14 protein-coding genes and 1 pseudogene are annotated in these 15,212 nt (G+C 71.3%); 9 read left to right on the forward strand and 6 right to left on the reverse strand.

Features of this window, described 5'->3' with window-relative positions; translation table 11 throughout:
- Positions 1-107 precede the first annotated feature (107 nt).
- Positions 108-605, reverse strand: a complete 498-nt coding sequence (locus tag B4N89_RS32825) for a MarR family winged helix-turn-helix transcriptional regulator (protein WP_078980103.1) — start codon at positions 603-605, stop codon at positions 108-110.
- A gap of 126 nt (positions 606-731) precedes the next feature.
- Between B4N89_RS32825 and B4N89_RS32830 the strand changes: the two genes are divergently transcribed.
- The gene (locus tag B4N89_RS32830; RefSeq protein WP_078980104.1) at positions 732-1,373 is read left to right on the forward strand and encodes an NAD(P)-dependent oxidoreductase; all 642 of its coding nucleotides are present in this window, start codon (positions 732-734) and stop codon (positions 1,371-1,373) included.
- Positions 1,374-1,491: 118 nt separating this feature from the next.
- On the opposite strand, the gene B4N89_RS32835 is transcribed toward B4N89_RS32830, so the two are convergent.
- Both B4N89_RS32835 and B4N89_RS32840 read right to left on the reverse strand, forming a co-directional pair.
- Entirely contained in the window at positions 1,492-2,085 is a 594-nt protein-coding gene (locus B4N89_RS32835; RefSeq protein WP_078980105.1) for a cysteine hydrolase family protein, read from the reverse strand.
- Between the two features lie 2 nt (positions 2,086-2,087).
- Complete coding sequence (locus B4N89_RS32840) at positions 2,088-3,437, reverse strand: MFS transporter (protein ID WP_078980106.1); 1,350 nt, start codon at positions 3,435-3,437, stop codon at positions 2,088-2,090.
- Between the two features lie 400 nt (positions 3,438-3,837).
- Here B4N89_RS32840 and B4N89_RS32845 point away from each other — a divergent pair, with 400 nt between their 5' ends.
- The 4 genes from B4N89_RS32845 to B4N89_RS32860 all read left to right on the forward strand — a co-directional run bounded on the left by B4N89_RS32845 (position 3,838) and on the right by B4N89_RS32860 (position 7,205).
- On the forward strand, positions 3,838-4,293 hold the full coding sequence (locus tag B4N89_RS32845) for a hypothetical protein (protein WP_143658166.1): 456 nt from the start codon (positions 3,838-3,840) through the stop codon (positions 4,291-4,293).
- A gap of 79 nt (positions 4,294-4,372) precedes the next feature.
- Positions 4,373-5,341 carry a LysR family transcriptional regulator gene (locus B4N89_RS32850; RefSeq protein WP_101897443.1) on the forward strand — a complete coding sequence of 323 codons (969 nt, stop codon included), beginning with the start codon at positions 4,373-4,375 and terminating at the stop codon, positions 5,339-5,341.
- Between the two features lie 56 nt (positions 5,342-5,397).
- Positions 5,398-6,123 (forward strand): haloacid dehalogenase-like hydrolase, encoded by a 726-nt coding sequence (locus B4N89_RS32855; RefSeq protein WP_161500899.1) that lies wholly within the window; start codon positions 5,398-5,400, stop codon positions 6,121-6,123.
- An 89-nt stretch (positions 6,124-6,212) separates the two neighbouring features.
- Positions 6,213-7,205: an ADP-ribosylglycohydrolase family protein gene (locus B4N89_RS32860; protein WP_078980110.1), complete on the forward strand. Its 993-nt coding sequence runs from the start codon at positions 6,213-6,215 to the stop codon at positions 7,203-7,205.
- A gap of 48 nt (positions 7,206-7,253) precedes the next feature.
- Here the strand turns inward: B4N89_RS32860 and B4N89_RS32865 are convergent, their stop codons facing one another.
- Complete coding sequence (locus tag B4N89_RS32865) at positions 7,254-7,910, reverse strand: CGNR zinc finger domain-containing protein (RefSeq protein WP_078980111.1); 657 nt, start codon at positions 7,908-7,910, stop codon at positions 7,254-7,256.
- Between the two features lie 86 nt (positions 7,911-7,996).
- Between B4N89_RS32865 and B4N89_RS32870 the strand changes: the two genes are divergently transcribed.
- Entirely contained in the window at positions 7,997-8,767 is a 771-nt protein-coding gene (locus tag B4N89_RS32870; RefSeq protein ID WP_078980112.1) for an MBL fold metallo-hydrolase, read from the forward strand.
- Between the two features lie 293 nt (positions 8,768-9,060).
- Here B4N89_RS32870 and B4N89_RS53115 read toward each other — a convergent pair.
- A pseudogene (locus B4N89_RS53115) lies at positions 9,061-9,678 on the reverse strand (alpha/beta hydrolase); the annotation flags it as partial.
- Positions 9,679-9,816: 138 nt separating this feature from the next.
- Positions 9,817-10,467, reverse strand: coding sequence for a hypothetical protein (locus tag B4N89_RS32880; protein ID WP_078980113.1), 651 nt, complete (start codon positions 10,465-10,467; stop codon positions 9,817-9,819).
- Between the two features lie 211 nt (positions 10,468-10,678).
- Here B4N89_RS32880 and B4N89_RS32885 point away from each other — a divergent pair, with 211 nt between their 5' ends.
- The 3 genes from B4N89_RS32885 to dnaN all read left to right on the forward strand — a co-directional run bounded on the left by B4N89_RS32885 (position 10,679) and on the right by dnaN (position 14,401).
- Positions 10,679-11,749, forward strand: a complete 1,071-nt coding sequence (locus tag B4N89_RS32885) for a DUF4328 domain-containing protein (protein ID WP_078980114.1) — start codon at positions 10,679-10,681, stop codon at positions 11,747-11,749.
- A 460-nt stretch (positions 11,750-12,209) separates the two neighbouring features.
- Positions 12,210-12,992, forward strand: a complete 783-nt coding sequence (locus B4N89_RS32890; protein ID WP_078980115.1) for a sigma factor-like helix-turn-helix DNA-binding protein — start codon at positions 12,210-12,212, stop codon at positions 12,990-12,992.
- A gap of 206 nt (positions 12,993-13,198) precedes the next feature.
- The gene (gene dnaN / locus B4N89_RS32895; protein WP_161500900.1) at positions 13,199-14,401 is read left to right on the forward strand and encodes a DNA polymerase III subunit beta; all 1,203 of its coding nucleotides are present in this window, start codon (positions 13,199-13,201) and stop codon (positions 14,399-14,401) included.
- The last annotated feature ends 811 nt before the right edge of the window (positions 14,402-15,212 follow it).

Consider the following 15,212-nt stretch of genomic DNA (forward strand, 5'->3'; position numbering starts at 1 on the left):
CTCGGGCCATCACCGCGCCTCCCGCGCCTTCCGACGCTGCCGCCTCTTCGCCAGGCGCTCCATGCTTCCGCCCCGGCACCCCCGACCCGACCCGCCCCGACCCGCGCTCACCCCCTCGCGTCGCCGAGGGATTCCAGCAGCACTCGCAGGCCGTCCGCGACGGCGGCCCGTTGTTTGGGGGTGAGCGCGGCGAGGAGGCGTTGTTCGGTGTCGATGTGGGCCGGCAGCGCCTCGTCGATCAACTCCCGGCCCGCGTCCGTGAGGGCGACCAGGACGCTGCGGCCGTCCGACTCGTCGGCGCTGCGGGACACCAGGCCGCGTGCCTCGAGGCGGTCCAGGCGCTGGGTGATCGCGCCCGAGGTGACCATGGACGACCGCATCAGCTCGGTGGGGCTCAGTCGATGCGGCGGCGGGTTGCGGCGCAGGGTCGCCAATACGTCGAACGACGAGGCGTCGAGGCCGTGTTCGGCGAACGTCCGGGTCAGCTCGGTGCCGACCAGACGCGCGGCGCGGGACAGTCGGGCGAGCACCGCCATGGGTGACGCGTCCAGATCGGGGCGCTGCGTACCCCATTGCTCCAGCACAAGGTCGACGTGATCTGCCACGGCGTCAGGCTAGCCGAATCCGCGCGCCCAAGCGGATCGCGACGCCCCTCGCATTTACCTTAGCGGTGAGGTACATTTCCCTTAGCGTTAAGAAATCCAATCGGCCCCGGGAAGGAACACCCCACCATGCGCATCACCGTATTCGGAGCAGCCGGCAGCGTAGGCGGCCGCGTCGTCTCGGAAGCCCTGTTCCGGGGCCACGAGGTCACCGCCGTGGTCCGCGACCCGGCCCGCTTCCCCGACCTGGACCCCCGCGCCGAGGCCCGGGTCGGAGACGCCGCCCGCGCCGACGACGTCGCCGCCCTCGGCGCCGACCGGGACTTGGTGATCAGCGCCACCCGGCCGCCCCACGGCAGCGAACGGGAACTGGCCGCGACCGCCGAGGCGCTGCTGTCCGGCCTGGCCGGCACCGACGTTCGGCTCCTGACCGTCGGCGGCGCCGGCAGCCTGCGCGTCCCGGGCGGCGGCGACACGATGGCGGTCGACGACCCGAGGTTCGTCCCCACCGCGTGGCGCGGCATCGCGCTGGCCTGCAACGCCCAGTTCGACGTCTTCCGCGCCGACTCCGCCGTGAACTGGACCTACCTGAGCCCGCCGGCCCACCTGCAACCGGGCGCCCGTACCGGAACCTTCCGCGTCGGCGGCGACGAACTCCTCGTCGACGACGACGGCGTCTCCGCCATCTCGATGGAGGACCTGGCCGTGGCCCTGGTCGACGAGGCGGAAAACCCCCGCCACCACCGCGCGCGCTTCACGGTGGCGTACTGACATGGGCGGCGGAACGGTACGCCGGCGCCGGCGGAGCGAAACAGGGGCCTCGCCCGCTTCGGCCGGCAGGATCGCCGCGGCGCGACCCTCCCGGCCGCGGATCGGGTCGGCGGCGGGCTCAGCCGGCCCGCAACAGGGTGCGCAACTCGGCGGTGTCGACGACGCAGGCCCGGGTCGGGAACACGTGGTCGAGCAGGGCCCGATGGACCTCGGGATCCGGGTCGGCGACGCCGTCGGAGAGCACGTACAGCCGATAGTCGCGGTCGGCCGCGTCGACGACGGTGGACAACACGGCGCCGCCGGTACTGACGCCGGCCACGACCAGGGTGTCGATACCGCGTTCGCGTAGGCGCCGGTCCAGGTCGGTGGTGGACATCGCGCCATAGCGCACCTTGCGGACCACGATGTCGCCCTCGCGCGGAGCCAACCGCTCGTGAATGGCGACGGCGGGGTCCTCGTGGTGCATGAGCCGGTGTCGGGCCACCGGTGCGAAGGACTTGTTCGCGGCGGGAATCGTGTCCCAGTCCGCCGCGGTGAAGCCGACCCGGACATGGGCGATCATGCCGCCGGCGGCCCGCATGTCGGAGACGATCCCCTCCACACGAGCGAGGAGCGCGGCGCGATGCCCGTACTCCTCCCCGTCGGGCAGCGCGGCGAGGATGGCGGGCTGGTAGTCCAGCACGAGCAGGGCGGTGTGTACGGGATCGAGCATGGTCACGTGGAGGTCTTCCCTTCCGATGATGCGTGGTCGCTGGCCGCCCGATCGGGAGCCAGGCTTCCCGGCACCCGATCGCCGGCTTCGTGGGATGCCTGGTCGGCGGCTTCGCGGAGTGCCGGTTCGACGACTTCACCGGCCTGGGGCATCTCGCACCTGGGAAGCAGCAGCGGGGTCGCCAGGAGCAGCATCCCGGCGACGGCGATCGCGGTGCGGGTTCCCGCGGCGGCGGCCAGCACGCCCGCCGACGCGGTCAGCACCGCGATGGAGGCGGTACTGCCGACCGACCACGCGGTCAGCGTGCGCGCAACCCGCCCGGGATCGGTGTGCTCCAACCGATAGGTGGCCTGTACGGGGTTGAACACACCACAACAGGCCACCAGGCCGAACTGAAGCACGACAACGAGCACCATCCCGGAAACCCCGGGCCGGACGAACGCCAGCCCCACCGGCCAGCACGCGCGCAGCATCCCGGACACGAGCAACACCTCACGCCGCCCGAACCGCGCCACGAGTCGCCGCGCCGACCGCGCACCGACCAGCCCACCCACACACGGTGCCGCGAACATCAGCCCGTACTGCCACGGTTCGAACCGGAGGGGACCCAACAGGAGTACGGCGAGCAGCGGTTCACCGGCCATGATCAATCCGTTGACCACGACCGTATTGAAGAACAGCGGCCGCAATACGGGATGACCGAGGATGTAGCTCCACCCGTCGAGCAGATCACCGGCCCGCAACCGCGACGCGCCGGTCCGCTCGGGAGGCGACTCCGTACCGCCGATGGCGCGAATGCCCAACGCCGACAACAGATAGCTGACCGCGTCGGCCATCACCGTCGTCACCGGACCGAAGTACCCGATCGCGGCCCCACCGAGCGGCGGCCCGACCGTGATGGCGGTCCAACTCGTGGACTCGAAGCGGCTGTTCGCAACGAGCAGGTCGGCCGGCGGCAGCAGCGACTTCAGATACGCCCCGCTCGCCGCCTTGAACGCGATATCGGCGGCGGCCACGACCACCGAAACCACGAGAAGTTGTACAAAGCTCAGCAGGCCGAACGCAAACGCGACCGGAACGCTCGTCAGCGCCGCGAACCGGACCAGGTCCATCGCCACCATGACCGACCGCTTGCGCCGAAACTCCACCCAGGGCCCGAGCGGCACCGCGATCACCGCCCCCACCACCCGCCCGGCAGCCGCCAACACCGCCACCTGAGCCGGCCCCGAGTGCAACACCAGCACCGCAATCAGCGGAAACGCCCCAAATCCGAACGCCGTCCCATACGCACTGACGGCATAGGCCCCCCAGAGCCACCCGAACCCGCGCCCCAACCCCGGCCCACCCGCCATCCACGCCCACCCCTCACCACCCGAACTCCCCAGCACCAGCCCCAACCATCAAAGCGACCAACGACCCCCGACTTCAAACAACAACCCAGCACCCACCCCACAACCAACGGTTGTGCACCAGCCCCCGCCCGCCCGCAGCACCCGCAGCACCCACAGCACCCGCGCCACGCCGGCCATGGCCGTGTAGATGCGCAAGTCGTGCGTCCGACCGGGGACTTCAGGTGGCGCGCGGTGGCCCGTGCTGCAACCCGTACCTAGAACGATGGAATCGACCTCCGCCGGAGCACTTCCTCCGGATCGATGAACGAACCAGCGGCGGAATCCCACCCGTTCGACGGCAGGCCGAGCACCCCGACCGCGATGGTCCGTCGAGCCTTCCCACCGTGCGAAGCTGCACGCCGTGACGCCTTCGACGGTCCGCGGACTTGCCCTCCCCACCCCATTGACCTCTCTCATCGAGCGCGGCCTCTGGCGGCATCCCGGCGATGCCGTATTGGCGGAAGTCATCCCGTGGTTCGAGAGCCCGCTCGTCTTCGTATCGGGCCCGGAGCAGATGGAGTTCGAGTCCCAGTCAATGGACATGTTCGCCGACGACCCGCACCGCGCCTTCTTTCGCGAGGCGCGCGGAAGCACCTCCACCGGCCCCCTCGAACTCCCCTGGCTCGACGTCGAACAGGCAGTGCTGATCGCCGTCAATCGCAACCCTGGCGACGACATCGCCTTGGCGCTCGACTACCGGACCGACCCAACGGATCCCCGCGTCGTCGGCAGTGACTTCTGGACAAACCCCTGTATGTGCGAGTGGCGGGTCGCAGCACCCACCTTCTCGGCCTTCGCGGCGAGGTTGGGCCTGTAGATCCGGCCGGTCCCGGTGGCATCGGGTCGGGTCGCGTCGCCTGGTGTCGATTCGGCGCGCAGGGCCTAGCATGCGCCGGGTGGATCTCGATGCCGTTCGGACCTTCGTCGCCGTCGTGGATGCGGGGAGGTTTCGGGACGCCGCCGCCGAGTTGTCGGTCACCCAGCAGGCGGTGTCCAAGCGGGTCGCCGCGCTGGAGAAGTCCCTGGGCGTACGGCTGTTCACCCGCACCGCGCAAGGCGCGAAGCTCACCGTCGACGGGCAGGCGTTTCTGCCGCACGCCCGCGACGTCGTTCGGGCCGAGGCGCGGGCGGTGGCCTCCGTAGCCCCCGGTCACCGCCCCCTGCGCATCGACGTGATCGGTCGGCGCCTCGCCCCCGCCGGGCGACTGGGCGAATTCCATCGGGCGCACCCCGGGCTCGAACTCGACGTGGTGACGCTCTTCGACGCCGACGCGGCCATCGCCGGCATCCGGGCCGGGACGATCGACGCGTCCTTCCGTGCCGTCACCATGCCGGGCCGGCGACTCCCCGACGACATCCGGGCCACCCGCGCCTTCGCCGAGCCCATCGAGTTGCTCACGGGACCGGACCACGAGTTGGCCGGCGCCCGCGCGGTCACCCCCGCCGACCTCGCCGGGCACCGGATTTGGATGCCCGGCATCGTGGCCGGAACCGAGTGGGCCGCCTACTACGACGCGCTCGCCGCGACATTCGGCCTCACCATCGAGGTCACCGGCCCCGACTTCGGCACCGAGCCCTTGCTCGACACGATCGCCGACTCCCGGACCCTGGCCACCTTGGTCGGCGAACAGACCCGCCTGGTGTGGCCCGCCGATCAGGGCCTACGCCGCATCCCCGTACGGGCGCCGACCCCGATCTACCCCCACTCCCTGCTCTCCCACCGCGACAGCCCACACCCGACGGTCACGATGCTCCGTACGCACCTCCACACCCGCCGCCCCACCGACCCCGACGCCGAAACCTGGACCCCGGCGTGGGCAAGGTGGCCGCGCCAAACCCGGAACACGGCCTCGACGCCGGGGTGAACGGGCAGGTCCGGCCGACGTCGGCGACGTCCCGAAGACCCAAGGAGCGCACCCCCGTGCCCCACGTCCCATCCCCTCCCCGCCCCGTCGCCGTCTTCGATCTCGACGGCACCCTCGTCCGAGGCGACACCTTCACCCATTTCACCCGCGCGCTGCTGCGCCGATCCCCTTGGCGCGCCGTCGCCGCGACCCTGTGCGTACCGATACTCGCCCCCCTGTACGCCCTCCACCCCACCCGTCGCCGCGCCTTCGCCCTGCTCCTCCGACTCGCCACCATCGGGCTGCCCCCGCACCGATTCGCGGCGCTCGCAACGGAGTTCGCCGCCGAACGCGCATCCGACGGCAACCGAATCCCGCACACCGTCGACCGCGCCCGAGCGCACCTCGCCGCCGGCGATCGTGTGGTGATCGCGACGTCCTGCGCCGAACCCCTCGCCGCCGCCATCTGCCGCGAACTCGGCCTGGCCCCGGTGGACGTGATCGCCTCCCGGCTGACCGCGAGCCGCACCGGCATGCGGCCGCTGCCGGCGTGCCGGGGCGTCCGCAAGGTCGAGCGGATCCGCGCGGCCGGCATCACCGGCCCGATCACCCATGCCTACACGGACAGTTCCGTCGACCTCCCCCTGCTGACCACCGCCGCCCACCGCTATCTCATCGACCCCTCCCCCGCCCACCTCACCCGGATCCACACCCACCTCGGCCCCACCTACGTGGTGCTGCGCTCCCCCGGACCGTCCGAACCAGGCGCACCGCCCGCGCCGCCCACGCCGCCCGCGCCGTAGCGCGGACCGCGGCGACCCCCGACCGCCCGGCGCCGGTCATCGCACACACCCCCGAACCCGACCCGCGCGTCGACCTCTACGCTGCCCGCATGGACATCACCCAGCGCGCCGCCGGGGCCGTCGTCGGCTCGGCGGTCGGGGACGCGCTGGGCGCGCCCTTCGAGTTCGGCCTTCCGGGCGGCTTCGGCACCCGGTTTCCCCAGGCCCCGCCCGGGAGTTCGCGGGCCGAGGCACGCTACGCGAACGAGATGTGCGGTGGCGGCGGTTGGGACGCGGGCGAGGCCACGGACGACACCCAGATGGCCGTGCACGTGGCGTACTCCCTCCTGGAACGCGGTGAATTGGACCCGCCCGACATCTTCGACCGCTTTCGCCGCTGGGCCCGTTCCGAACCCAAGGACATCGGTCTCCAGACCGAGGACGTACTCACCAACGGCCTGCCCTGGGACCTCGCCGCCGGCGTGCACTTCCAGACCACCGGACGCGCGGCCGGCAACGGCTCGCTGATGCGCGCGACCACCCCCGCCGTCTGGTTCGCGGCCGACGGCCGTACCGCCACCATGGCCGCCGCCCGCCGCATCGCCGCGCTGACCCACGGCGACCGCGCGGCGTGGGAGGGCACCGCGATCTTCCACGAGCTGCTGCGGGTGGCCCTGGACGGCGACGACCCGGCGGCCGCGCTGCCCCCGACCCTCGACGAGGTACACCCCGACCATCGCGACCGCTACGCCGTCGTGCTGTCTCCGACCTGGCATCCCGCCGACGCCACCGAGTTCAACGGCGCGGTCTGGCCCTGCCTCGGCTCGGCGGTCTGGGCGCTGCGGACGACGACGTCGTACGAACACGCCCTGCGCGCCGCCGTCGACCTCGGCGGCGACACCGACACGGTCGGCGCGGTCACCGGGGCGCTCGCCGGCGCGGTATACGGCCTCGCGGCCATCCCGACCCGCTGGACCGACCGGCTGCATGTACCGATCCCGGGCTCGGCCGGCGAAGTCCTGCGCCAGGCCGACCTGTTGCGCCTGTCCCACGACCTGCTGAACCGTACGCCGCGCGACTCGCCGACGCCGCCCGTGAGCTGACGCGGGCCGCCGGGCAACGCGGCCCACGGCCCGCCGGCCGCCCGCCGTCTAGTCCGCCTTGCCCTGGGTCCGACGCGCGTAGGCCCGCGCTGCCCGGACCCGGTCGCCGCATCGCGTCGAGCACCACTGCCGGGACGCGTGCGTACGGACCAGGAAGCGGCGGCAGGGGGTGGCGCCGCACGGGGTGAGCCGTGCTGCGTCGGGCGCGGTCAGCAGGTCTGCGGCGTCGGCGGCCAGCACGGCGATCGCGTGGTTGACGATCTGGTCGATCGGATGCGCCTGGGCGCGATACGGGCCCCGTACGTCGTCCCAGTGCAGCAGCGCGGCCGACGGCGCGCCGGTGAGCGCGTCGTTGACGGCGCGTACCGCGTCGGCGGGCGCCACCACATCCTCGACCCGAGCCGACAGCAGCGCTCGCACCGCGTCGCGAAGCGCCCGCAGGCGTCCCGCGCACACGTCGTAGAGCACGGTCTCCGCCGGTGCCAGCTCGCGCGTGATCAGCCACTCCCTCGCCGACTCGGGCGTGCCGAGCAGATCCACGTCCCGGCCGCCGGGGAAGGCGAGATCGCTGTTCGCCAGGTCCAGGGCCAGGTATCGCTCCGCACCCGGCGCGAGCGGCGGGCCCGAGCGCGCGGGACGGGCGGCCGGGTCGGCGGCGCGATCGGCGGCGGGGTCGGCGGGATCGACCGGCGCGGTCTCCTTCATGAGTCTCATGTTAAGCCTTGCCGTTCTCCATGAGAATCGGCTAGCTTTTCTCACGGCAAACACAACCATTATCCGTGAGGTGTGCAGTGACCGGTATCAATGCGACCAACGAGCAGATCGCCATTCGGGTCTTCGGCGGCCCCTCCGCCCTGATCGAGTACGGCGGCCTCACGTTCCTCACCGACCCCGCCTTCGACGCCCCCGGCGAGTACCCCGTCGGCGACGGCCGCGTCCTCACCAAGACCGCCCCGGCCTCGGTCGACCCGGCCGACCTGGGCCCGATCGACGTGGTCCTGCTCTCCCACGACCAACACCCGGACAACCTCGACCACTCCGGCCGCGCGCTGCTCGCCGACGTCCCGCTCGTACTGACCACCCCGGGCGGCGCGGGCCGACTCGGCGGCACCGCCCGCCCGCTGGCCCCGTGGGCGACGATCGAGGTCCCCCGCCCCGACGGCGGCACCGTGACCGTCACGGCCACCCCCGCCCAGCACGGTCCGGACGGCTGCGAGCCGATCACCGGCGAGGTCGTGGGCTTCGTCCTGACCGCCGCCGACCTCCCGACCGTCTACGTCAGCGGCGACAACGCGTCCCTGCCCGTGGTCGAGAAGATCGCGGCCCGCGTCGGCCCGGTCGACACGGCCGTGCTCTTCGCCGGCGCCGCCCGCACCCCGCTGTTCGACGGCGCCCTGCTCACCCTGGACAGCGCCCAGGCCGCCGAGGCCGCCGCCATCCTCGGCGCGCGCCGAGTCGTCCCGGTCCACTTCGACAGCTGGGGCCACTTCACGGAGGGCCGCGCCGCCCTCGTCGAGGCTTTCACCGCGGCCGGCCTGATCGACCGCCTGCAACTCGCCTGAGCACCAGGCGAACCGGCCGGCGCGGCGCCGAATCGAAACAAGCCGCCCGCGTCACAGGGTCCGGTGCACGAAGTGGTCGGCCCCGAAGCCCGGTTCGCCATGCGGGTTTCGGGGCGGTCCGGCCAGGACGGCATCAAGGAACTGAGCGCGCGCCGCCGCGTTCGCCCGGAACCACAACCCGAGCTTGTGATCCGCCTGTGGGAACACCAGCCGGGTGAACCGCGAAGCCGACGCACCGAGCGCATCCGCGATGGCCTCCGTGACGGCCTCGGGGATGACCTCGTCGACCGCCGGAGTCGAATGATCTCGGTGAAGCCCGCCGCGAACGGAACACTCCACGCCTCGGCGGCATAGACGGCGGGCGTGCACAGCCCGATGGCACGCACCCGGTCGCCGTAGTGGGCCGCCAGATCCGCAACGGTGTGACCGCTCATGCTGAACCCGACCAGAATCAGCCGGTGATCCGCAGGCACAACCGCGTCGACAACCGCGCGGGCCTGTACGAACCGGCGTTCCAGGCTCAGTTCACCAAGGGCCCCGGAACTGTCGCCGTGCCCCGAGAAGTCGAGCGCGCAAGCGGCGAAGCCGCGACCGGCACAGTCGCTCATCAACTCGACGAAGTGCCCTTTACTCCCGGCCCCGGCACCGTGCATCAGGACGACAGGCGACGACGGCATCCCGAGATCGTGCGCACCCTGGACCGCAGCACCGGGAACGACTCGCACACAACTCAGCCGCTCACCATCGCACTCCACCACGAAGCGTTCGAACACCGCCGAACCGCCCGGGGATTGCTCACCGCTCACGCAGGCTCTCCTCCGTGGAATCCGATCGTGCCGAACACGATCGTTCCACAGCAATCTCAGACATCGAGATATCCAGACATCCGGATATCCAGATATCCCAGACATCTCGACGCCCAGCGGCAACCCGGGAGCCCGAGCGGTCCGGGTGGCTCAAGCAGCCGGAGCAGCCGGAGCAGCCGGAGCAGCCGAAAGATTCCAAACGGCCCAGCAACTCTCAGGGAAGCCCGACCGACCCCCGCCCCCCTACCTCACTCCACCACCCAAACGCTCGGCCCGCCCCGCGTTCCCCACCGCCGCCCGGGCAACGGCGTGCCCGATCCGCTCGGTCAAGGTGCCCCACGGTCGGCATTCGACGACGGGCAGCCCATACCGGGCCGCCTCCTCCGCCAGCCAGCGCGAGTATCGAACCCCGACCTCCGCCCGCTGCGTCTGGACCCCGCCCTCCGGCTCCCGCTCGGCGTAGTTGGCGACGATTCGGGCACCGTCGTCCTCGTGCAGGAACACCCCCCGCACGCTGCGCCCGGCCTCGACGCCCTCCCGCATGGCCTGGGCCACGGCGGCCGGCGTGAGGTAGTCGCCCTCGACCACCGCCGGGACATCGACGGTGAGCCGATTGCGCACCACGCCGACGACGGCGGGTTCCAGCGCTCGGGCGGTGGCGATCTGGAGTTCCAGTACACGACCGACATCGAGCCCGTCGACATCGGCGATCCCGTCGAAGAGATGCAGCCCGGGATGCCCCTCGGCCGTCGTGATGTGCTGCACCGCGCTCACCACGTCATCGAACTCCACCACGAACGCCCCGGCCGACACGGCCAGTTCCGCCGCCGCACGACTCTTGCCCACCCCGGAGGCCCCGCCGACGAGCAGCACATCCCACCACGTCCCGATCACCCCCCGACCGTACCGCCAACCACCCATGTCGTTACGCACCCCCGCGGTGTCGCGCGGTGCGATGTACCGGCGTTGTCGCCACGCCCATCACCGTGCGTATTCGCGGTTCTTCGGATCGTGACATGGGAAGGTACTCACGGCATGATGCCCGTTACGCGGCGATGCCGGTGCGGTCGGCCGTGATGGCGTCGCCCGCCGGCTCGTCCGGTCGGTGCCGAGGACTGTCGACGGGGGATACGAACTCGTGTTGTGCTCAGCCTGCGGTGCCCGATCGACGTTGCCGGATCGCTGTACCAACTGCGGCCATCGCGAGTACGCCCCACCCACCGCCCCGACCGACGCCGCCCTCGACGCGCGTTTCGCCCGGTTCGGGCCCGCCGGGACGCCGGTGCGGGTTCCGCGGCTTCGGCCCGGTCCCATCTTCCGGTCGCTGCGCGGGCCGGCCATCGCGCTCTACGTCCTGTTGGGCGTCACGGCCGTCGCCTGTCTGCTCGCCGCCATCGCGTTCTTCCACCGCGCGAGCCTGGTCGACCAGTTGTTGCGCAGCAAGTGGTCCGCGCCCGATGCGGACGGGGCGAACCACTCCATCGCCGTGTGGTGGGGGCTCGCAACCCTGGCCATGGTCGCGAGTGCGGTGGTCTTCGTGGTCTGGTTCCATCGCGCACGGCGCAACGTCGAGCTGTTCCCGCCGTCCGTGCAGCGCCTGTCCGGCGGCTGGGCGATCGGCGGCTGGTTCTGCCCGGTGGTCAACCTGTGGTTCCCGCCGCTGATCGCACACGACATCTGGAAGGCCAGCGATCCCCGTGCACCGATGCGCGGCGGTGCCACTCCCGGGCGGCATCCGCTGCTCTGGGCCTGGTGGTCGACCTATCTCGCCGCGAACGTCGTCCTCGCCGTCGGCCTGACCGGCCGCGAGAGCGACGGCGGCGACGCGATGACCGGCAGTGACGCGTGGGTCGCCTACCACGAGTCCTACCGCACCGCGGACACCGCGGCGGGCTGGGCCTTCCTTTTGATGATCATCGCCGCCGGCACGGCCATCGCGGTCGTGGCCCGGATCACCGGGTTCCAGATCGAGCGCGAATACGCCTTCCTCGTGCCGCCGACGATGCACCCGGCGCACCCCATGCATCCGATGCACACCCTGTACGCGGCCCAGCCGACCCACCCCGAAGTCGCCCCATCCGGCCCGGTCCCCGGCTCGACGCAGCCCGCGGCACCACCGATCCCACGCCAACCACCACCCCCGCCCCGCCCAAAGGACCCACCCGCCCCGCTCTGAACGGACAGGCACCGACTCCCCTTCTCGAGCGGACCCCACCCGGCACGCAGCGCCCGACCGGTCAGGCTCCGCGCCGCGTCGGTGGCCGCAGCGATCTCGCGCAGCGCGTGCATCGCCGCCTCGATCGCCGCCGCCGGGGCGCCCCGCCAGACCTCGGCGTGCGACGCGACGGCGTTCGCCCGGACCGCGTCCTCGGCGACCCGTATCCCGTGCGGCGTCAGACACATCAGCGCGCCCCGACCGTCACCGTGATCCGGTGCGGCGCACGACTCGACTTCATCGGCTTGAGCCATTACGGCGCGCCCGCACGCCGAACTGGGCCGGGGTCAGGCCCAATTCGGGCAGTCCACGGCGGGCCTGGCCTCATCCAGGTCAGCCGCGAGCAGCATGATCCGCTTACTCGACTCCGTCGTCGCATCGACCACGTCGGCAGTTCCGCCTGCCATATCCCCCACCCATCATGCTGCCGAGCTTCGCCGACACCCATCGCCACGTCCGGCAATCCGTACTGCACGCGGTGGCCGTCGACAGCGACCCCGGCAACCCGCTCGCCACGCTCGAATGCCTCGACGGCGGCATCACCACGGTTCAGGACTTCTCCCACGTACGGCACATGCGGCACCGGGCCGCACACGGCACCGCGGCGGTGCACGGACTGCGCGCCGCAGGCACCCGGGCGGTGTCCGGATACAGCTACCCACCGTTCAACCCGGCCACCCACAACCCACAACACGTCCGCAACCTGCTCAAACGGGCCGGCCTGCGGCTCGCCCTGATCGCCGCCCTGCAATACCTGCCGCCGAGGCAGCGTGCCGTACTCATCCTGCGCAACGTACCGGCGCTGCGCGCGGCGGAAGTCGCCGCCCTGCTCGGCTTCTCCGCCCCGGTGGCCAAAAGCACCCTGCAACGCGCGCGCACCCGACCCGGCCGAGTAGCGCCCTCCCAGGACGACACGTTCGAGGTCTTCGGCGCACGCGAACGGGAGTTGCCCGACCGCTGTGTCGCGGCGTTCGAAACCGCCCACGACAACGCCCTGACGGCGCTGCTCCCACGGACGCCATCCTCGAAATGCCGCCCACTGCCTCGTGGTTCGCCGGTCGCGAGTCCATCACCCGATGCCTGGCGTCCAGGGTTCCCACCGCGCCGGGCGCCTTCCGGATGGTCCCGACCTCGGCGAATGGCCGGCCCGCTTCCGCGATGTACCAGCGCGGCCCGGACGGCGTCCACCACGAACACGCGCTGACGATCCCGACCACCTCCGACGCGGGCATCACCCGAATCTGCGCGTTCCGCGAGCCGGGCCTGTTCGAACTCTTGTCGTGCTGTCCGGCCTCGGTGGGCCGGGCGCGCTGTCCGAGCGCCACGGTAGTGTCGCCCTTCCTGAAATCGAACAAATATTCGATCACTCCGCGACCATCCTCCTCGTCGAGTTCTCGGAAAGGGCCCGTTGTGAAGGTTCGAATAACACGCGACCGCCTCGTCGAGGGCATCGCCTGGGCCGTCCGCGCCCTGCCCGCCCGGCCGGTCGTCCCCGCCCTCGCCGCCTTCCGACTCGAGGCGGACGGCGCCACCCTCACGATCTCGGCGTACAACTACGAGGTCTCGACCGGGATCGAGGTCCCGGCCGAGGTCACCCGCCCCGGGAGGATCCTGGTCCCGGGGCGACTGCTCGCCGAGATCGCCCGATCCCTGCCCCGCGAGCACCCTGTGGACCTCACCGTCGACGCGAGAAGAGTCACCCGCTCGTCGTCGCCGTCCCCGGCAAGTCGGGCCCGACTGACCTGCGCCGGCGCATACTTCGCACTACCCCTGACGGCCCTCACCGACTATCCGGCCACCCCGCTGCTCCCGGAAACCGTCGGAATGGTGGGCGCGTCCGCCTTCGCCGAGGCCGTCGCGCAGGTGACGATCGCGGCGTCCCGAGACGAGAGCGTGCCCGTACTCACCGCCGTCCGACTCCACCTGACCCACGACTCGCTCGTCCTGGCCGCCACCGATCGTTATCGCCTGGCGATCCGCCGCATGCCCTGGCTGCCCATCACCGAGGACCCCGCCCGCACCGCTTTGATCCCGGCCCGAGTCCTGGCCGAACTCACCCGCAACCCGGACGCCGGCGCTGACCTGCGCCTGGCCCTCGGTCCGGAGGCCGGCCGCCGCGGCCTGCTCGGGCTGGTCTCCGCCGGACGGCAGGCCACCACACGGCTACTCGACTACGAGTTCCCGCGCTACGACTGGCTGTTCGACAACGAAACCACCGCCGTGGCGACCATCGACACGGCAGCGCTGATCGAGGCAGTACGGCGGGTATCCCTCGTGGTCACCCGCAACGCGCCCATCCGACTGACGTTCGAACACGACGCCCTGCGAGTGGAGGCCGGCACCACCGACGAGGCCGAGGCAGGCGCAACCGTCCCGCTACACCTGACGGGCGAACCCACCAGATCCGCCTTCAACCCGACCCACCTCCTGGACGGCCTGACCGCCCTCCGCACCCCAACCGCCCAAATGCTGTTCAGCACCCCAACCAAGCCGACAGTACTCACAGAAGGCCCACCAACAACCCCAAACCCCCAAAAAACCCCCACCCAAAACACTACAAACAAACACACCCAGGACTATCGCTACCTACTAATGCCAATGCGCACCACATGACCCCCAGCCACCCACACACCCCCTCCCTTATATAGGGACGCACACAACACCCCACCCACGCACACCCAGCCGGACGCACAGCGGCCCATCCGTACACGTATATGCGGCCGATCATCGCGTCGAAGCGCGCCGAAGCCCACCCCCACCAACCAACACCCACAGACGCACGCGCCCCACCACGACCCCACCGGCCGTCACAGACCCCGTCCCAAACCGAGTCCCCACCAGACACCAAACTCACCTTCACGCAAGCCCAACCCACCGCCATCCAAGCTCCGCCGCGCACCGATCCCCCTGCTGGGGTTTGCGCTGTCGGTTGCGGGATGCTGGTGCGGGGGCGGGTCCAGCACGTGGGTGGGCCGCCGCCGACGTTCGGGACTCCGAGACCGGGGATTCCCAACGAGACGGGCACATCGGTCGGCGAAAAGGCGGCCGGCAACGGGTGGCGGGGAGGGCGGTTCGGTCGCGTCCGCCGAGGAGCCTTCCTGGCAAGTCAGGGCGTTTGCGAGAATTTAGGATCCAAATTCGGTTGTGATGAGATGGCCTGGCGTTTCCTCTGTCCATGACCTGCGGTTTTGCGATGCAGGCGCGGTTGGGCGGCTGTCGAGTGCCGGTTTCGTGTGCTCCGCCTCGTGAACGCCGCTGCGGGAACGGAAAGCGCCCAGCGGGACTCGGAACCGGTTCTCGAAGCCCTCGAAACCGCGCCCTCACGCGCCGACCTGCGGTTTCCGAGCGCCACGCGACCGCAGCACCCCGCGCAATCCGGGTTCGTAAACCCGAAACCACCCCCATGCCCACCGCACGCCGAAGA

Origin of the sequence: Embleya scabrispora (assembly GCF_002024165.1) — a bacterium.
Taxonomy (GTDB): Bacteria; Actinomycetota; Actinomycetes; order Streptomycetales; family Streptomycetaceae; genus Embleya; species Embleya scabrispora_A.

What these genes read in the sequence shown, in the direction of transcription:
- B4N89_RS32860 (WP_078980110.1), top strand. Translation starts at nt 6,213, where the DNA reads ATGGACATCACCCAGCGCGCCGCCGGGGCCGTCGTCGGCTCGGCGGTC.
- B4N89_RS32890 (WP_078980115.1), top strand. Translation starts at nt 12,210, where the DNA reads ATGCTGCCGAGCTTCGCCGACACCCATCGCCACGTCCGGCAATCCGTA.
- B4N89_RS32830 (WP_078980104.1), top strand. Translation starts at nt 732, where the DNA reads ATGCGCATCACCGTATTCGGAGCAGCCGGCAGCGTAGGCGGCCGCGTC.
- B4N89_RS32835 (WP_078980105.1), bottom strand. Translation starts at nt 2,085, where the DNA reads ATGCTCGATCCCGTACACACCGCCCTGCTCGTGCTGGACTACCAGCCC.
- B4N89_RS32865 (WP_078980111.1), bottom strand. Translation starts at nt 7,910, where the DNA reads ATGAAGGAGACCGCGCCGGTCGATCCCGCCGACCCCGCCGCCGATCGC.
- B4N89_RS32840 (WP_078980106.1), bottom strand. Translation starts at nt 3,437, where the DNA reads ATGGCGGGTGGGCCGGGGTTGGGGCGCGGGTTCGGGTGGCTCTGGGGG.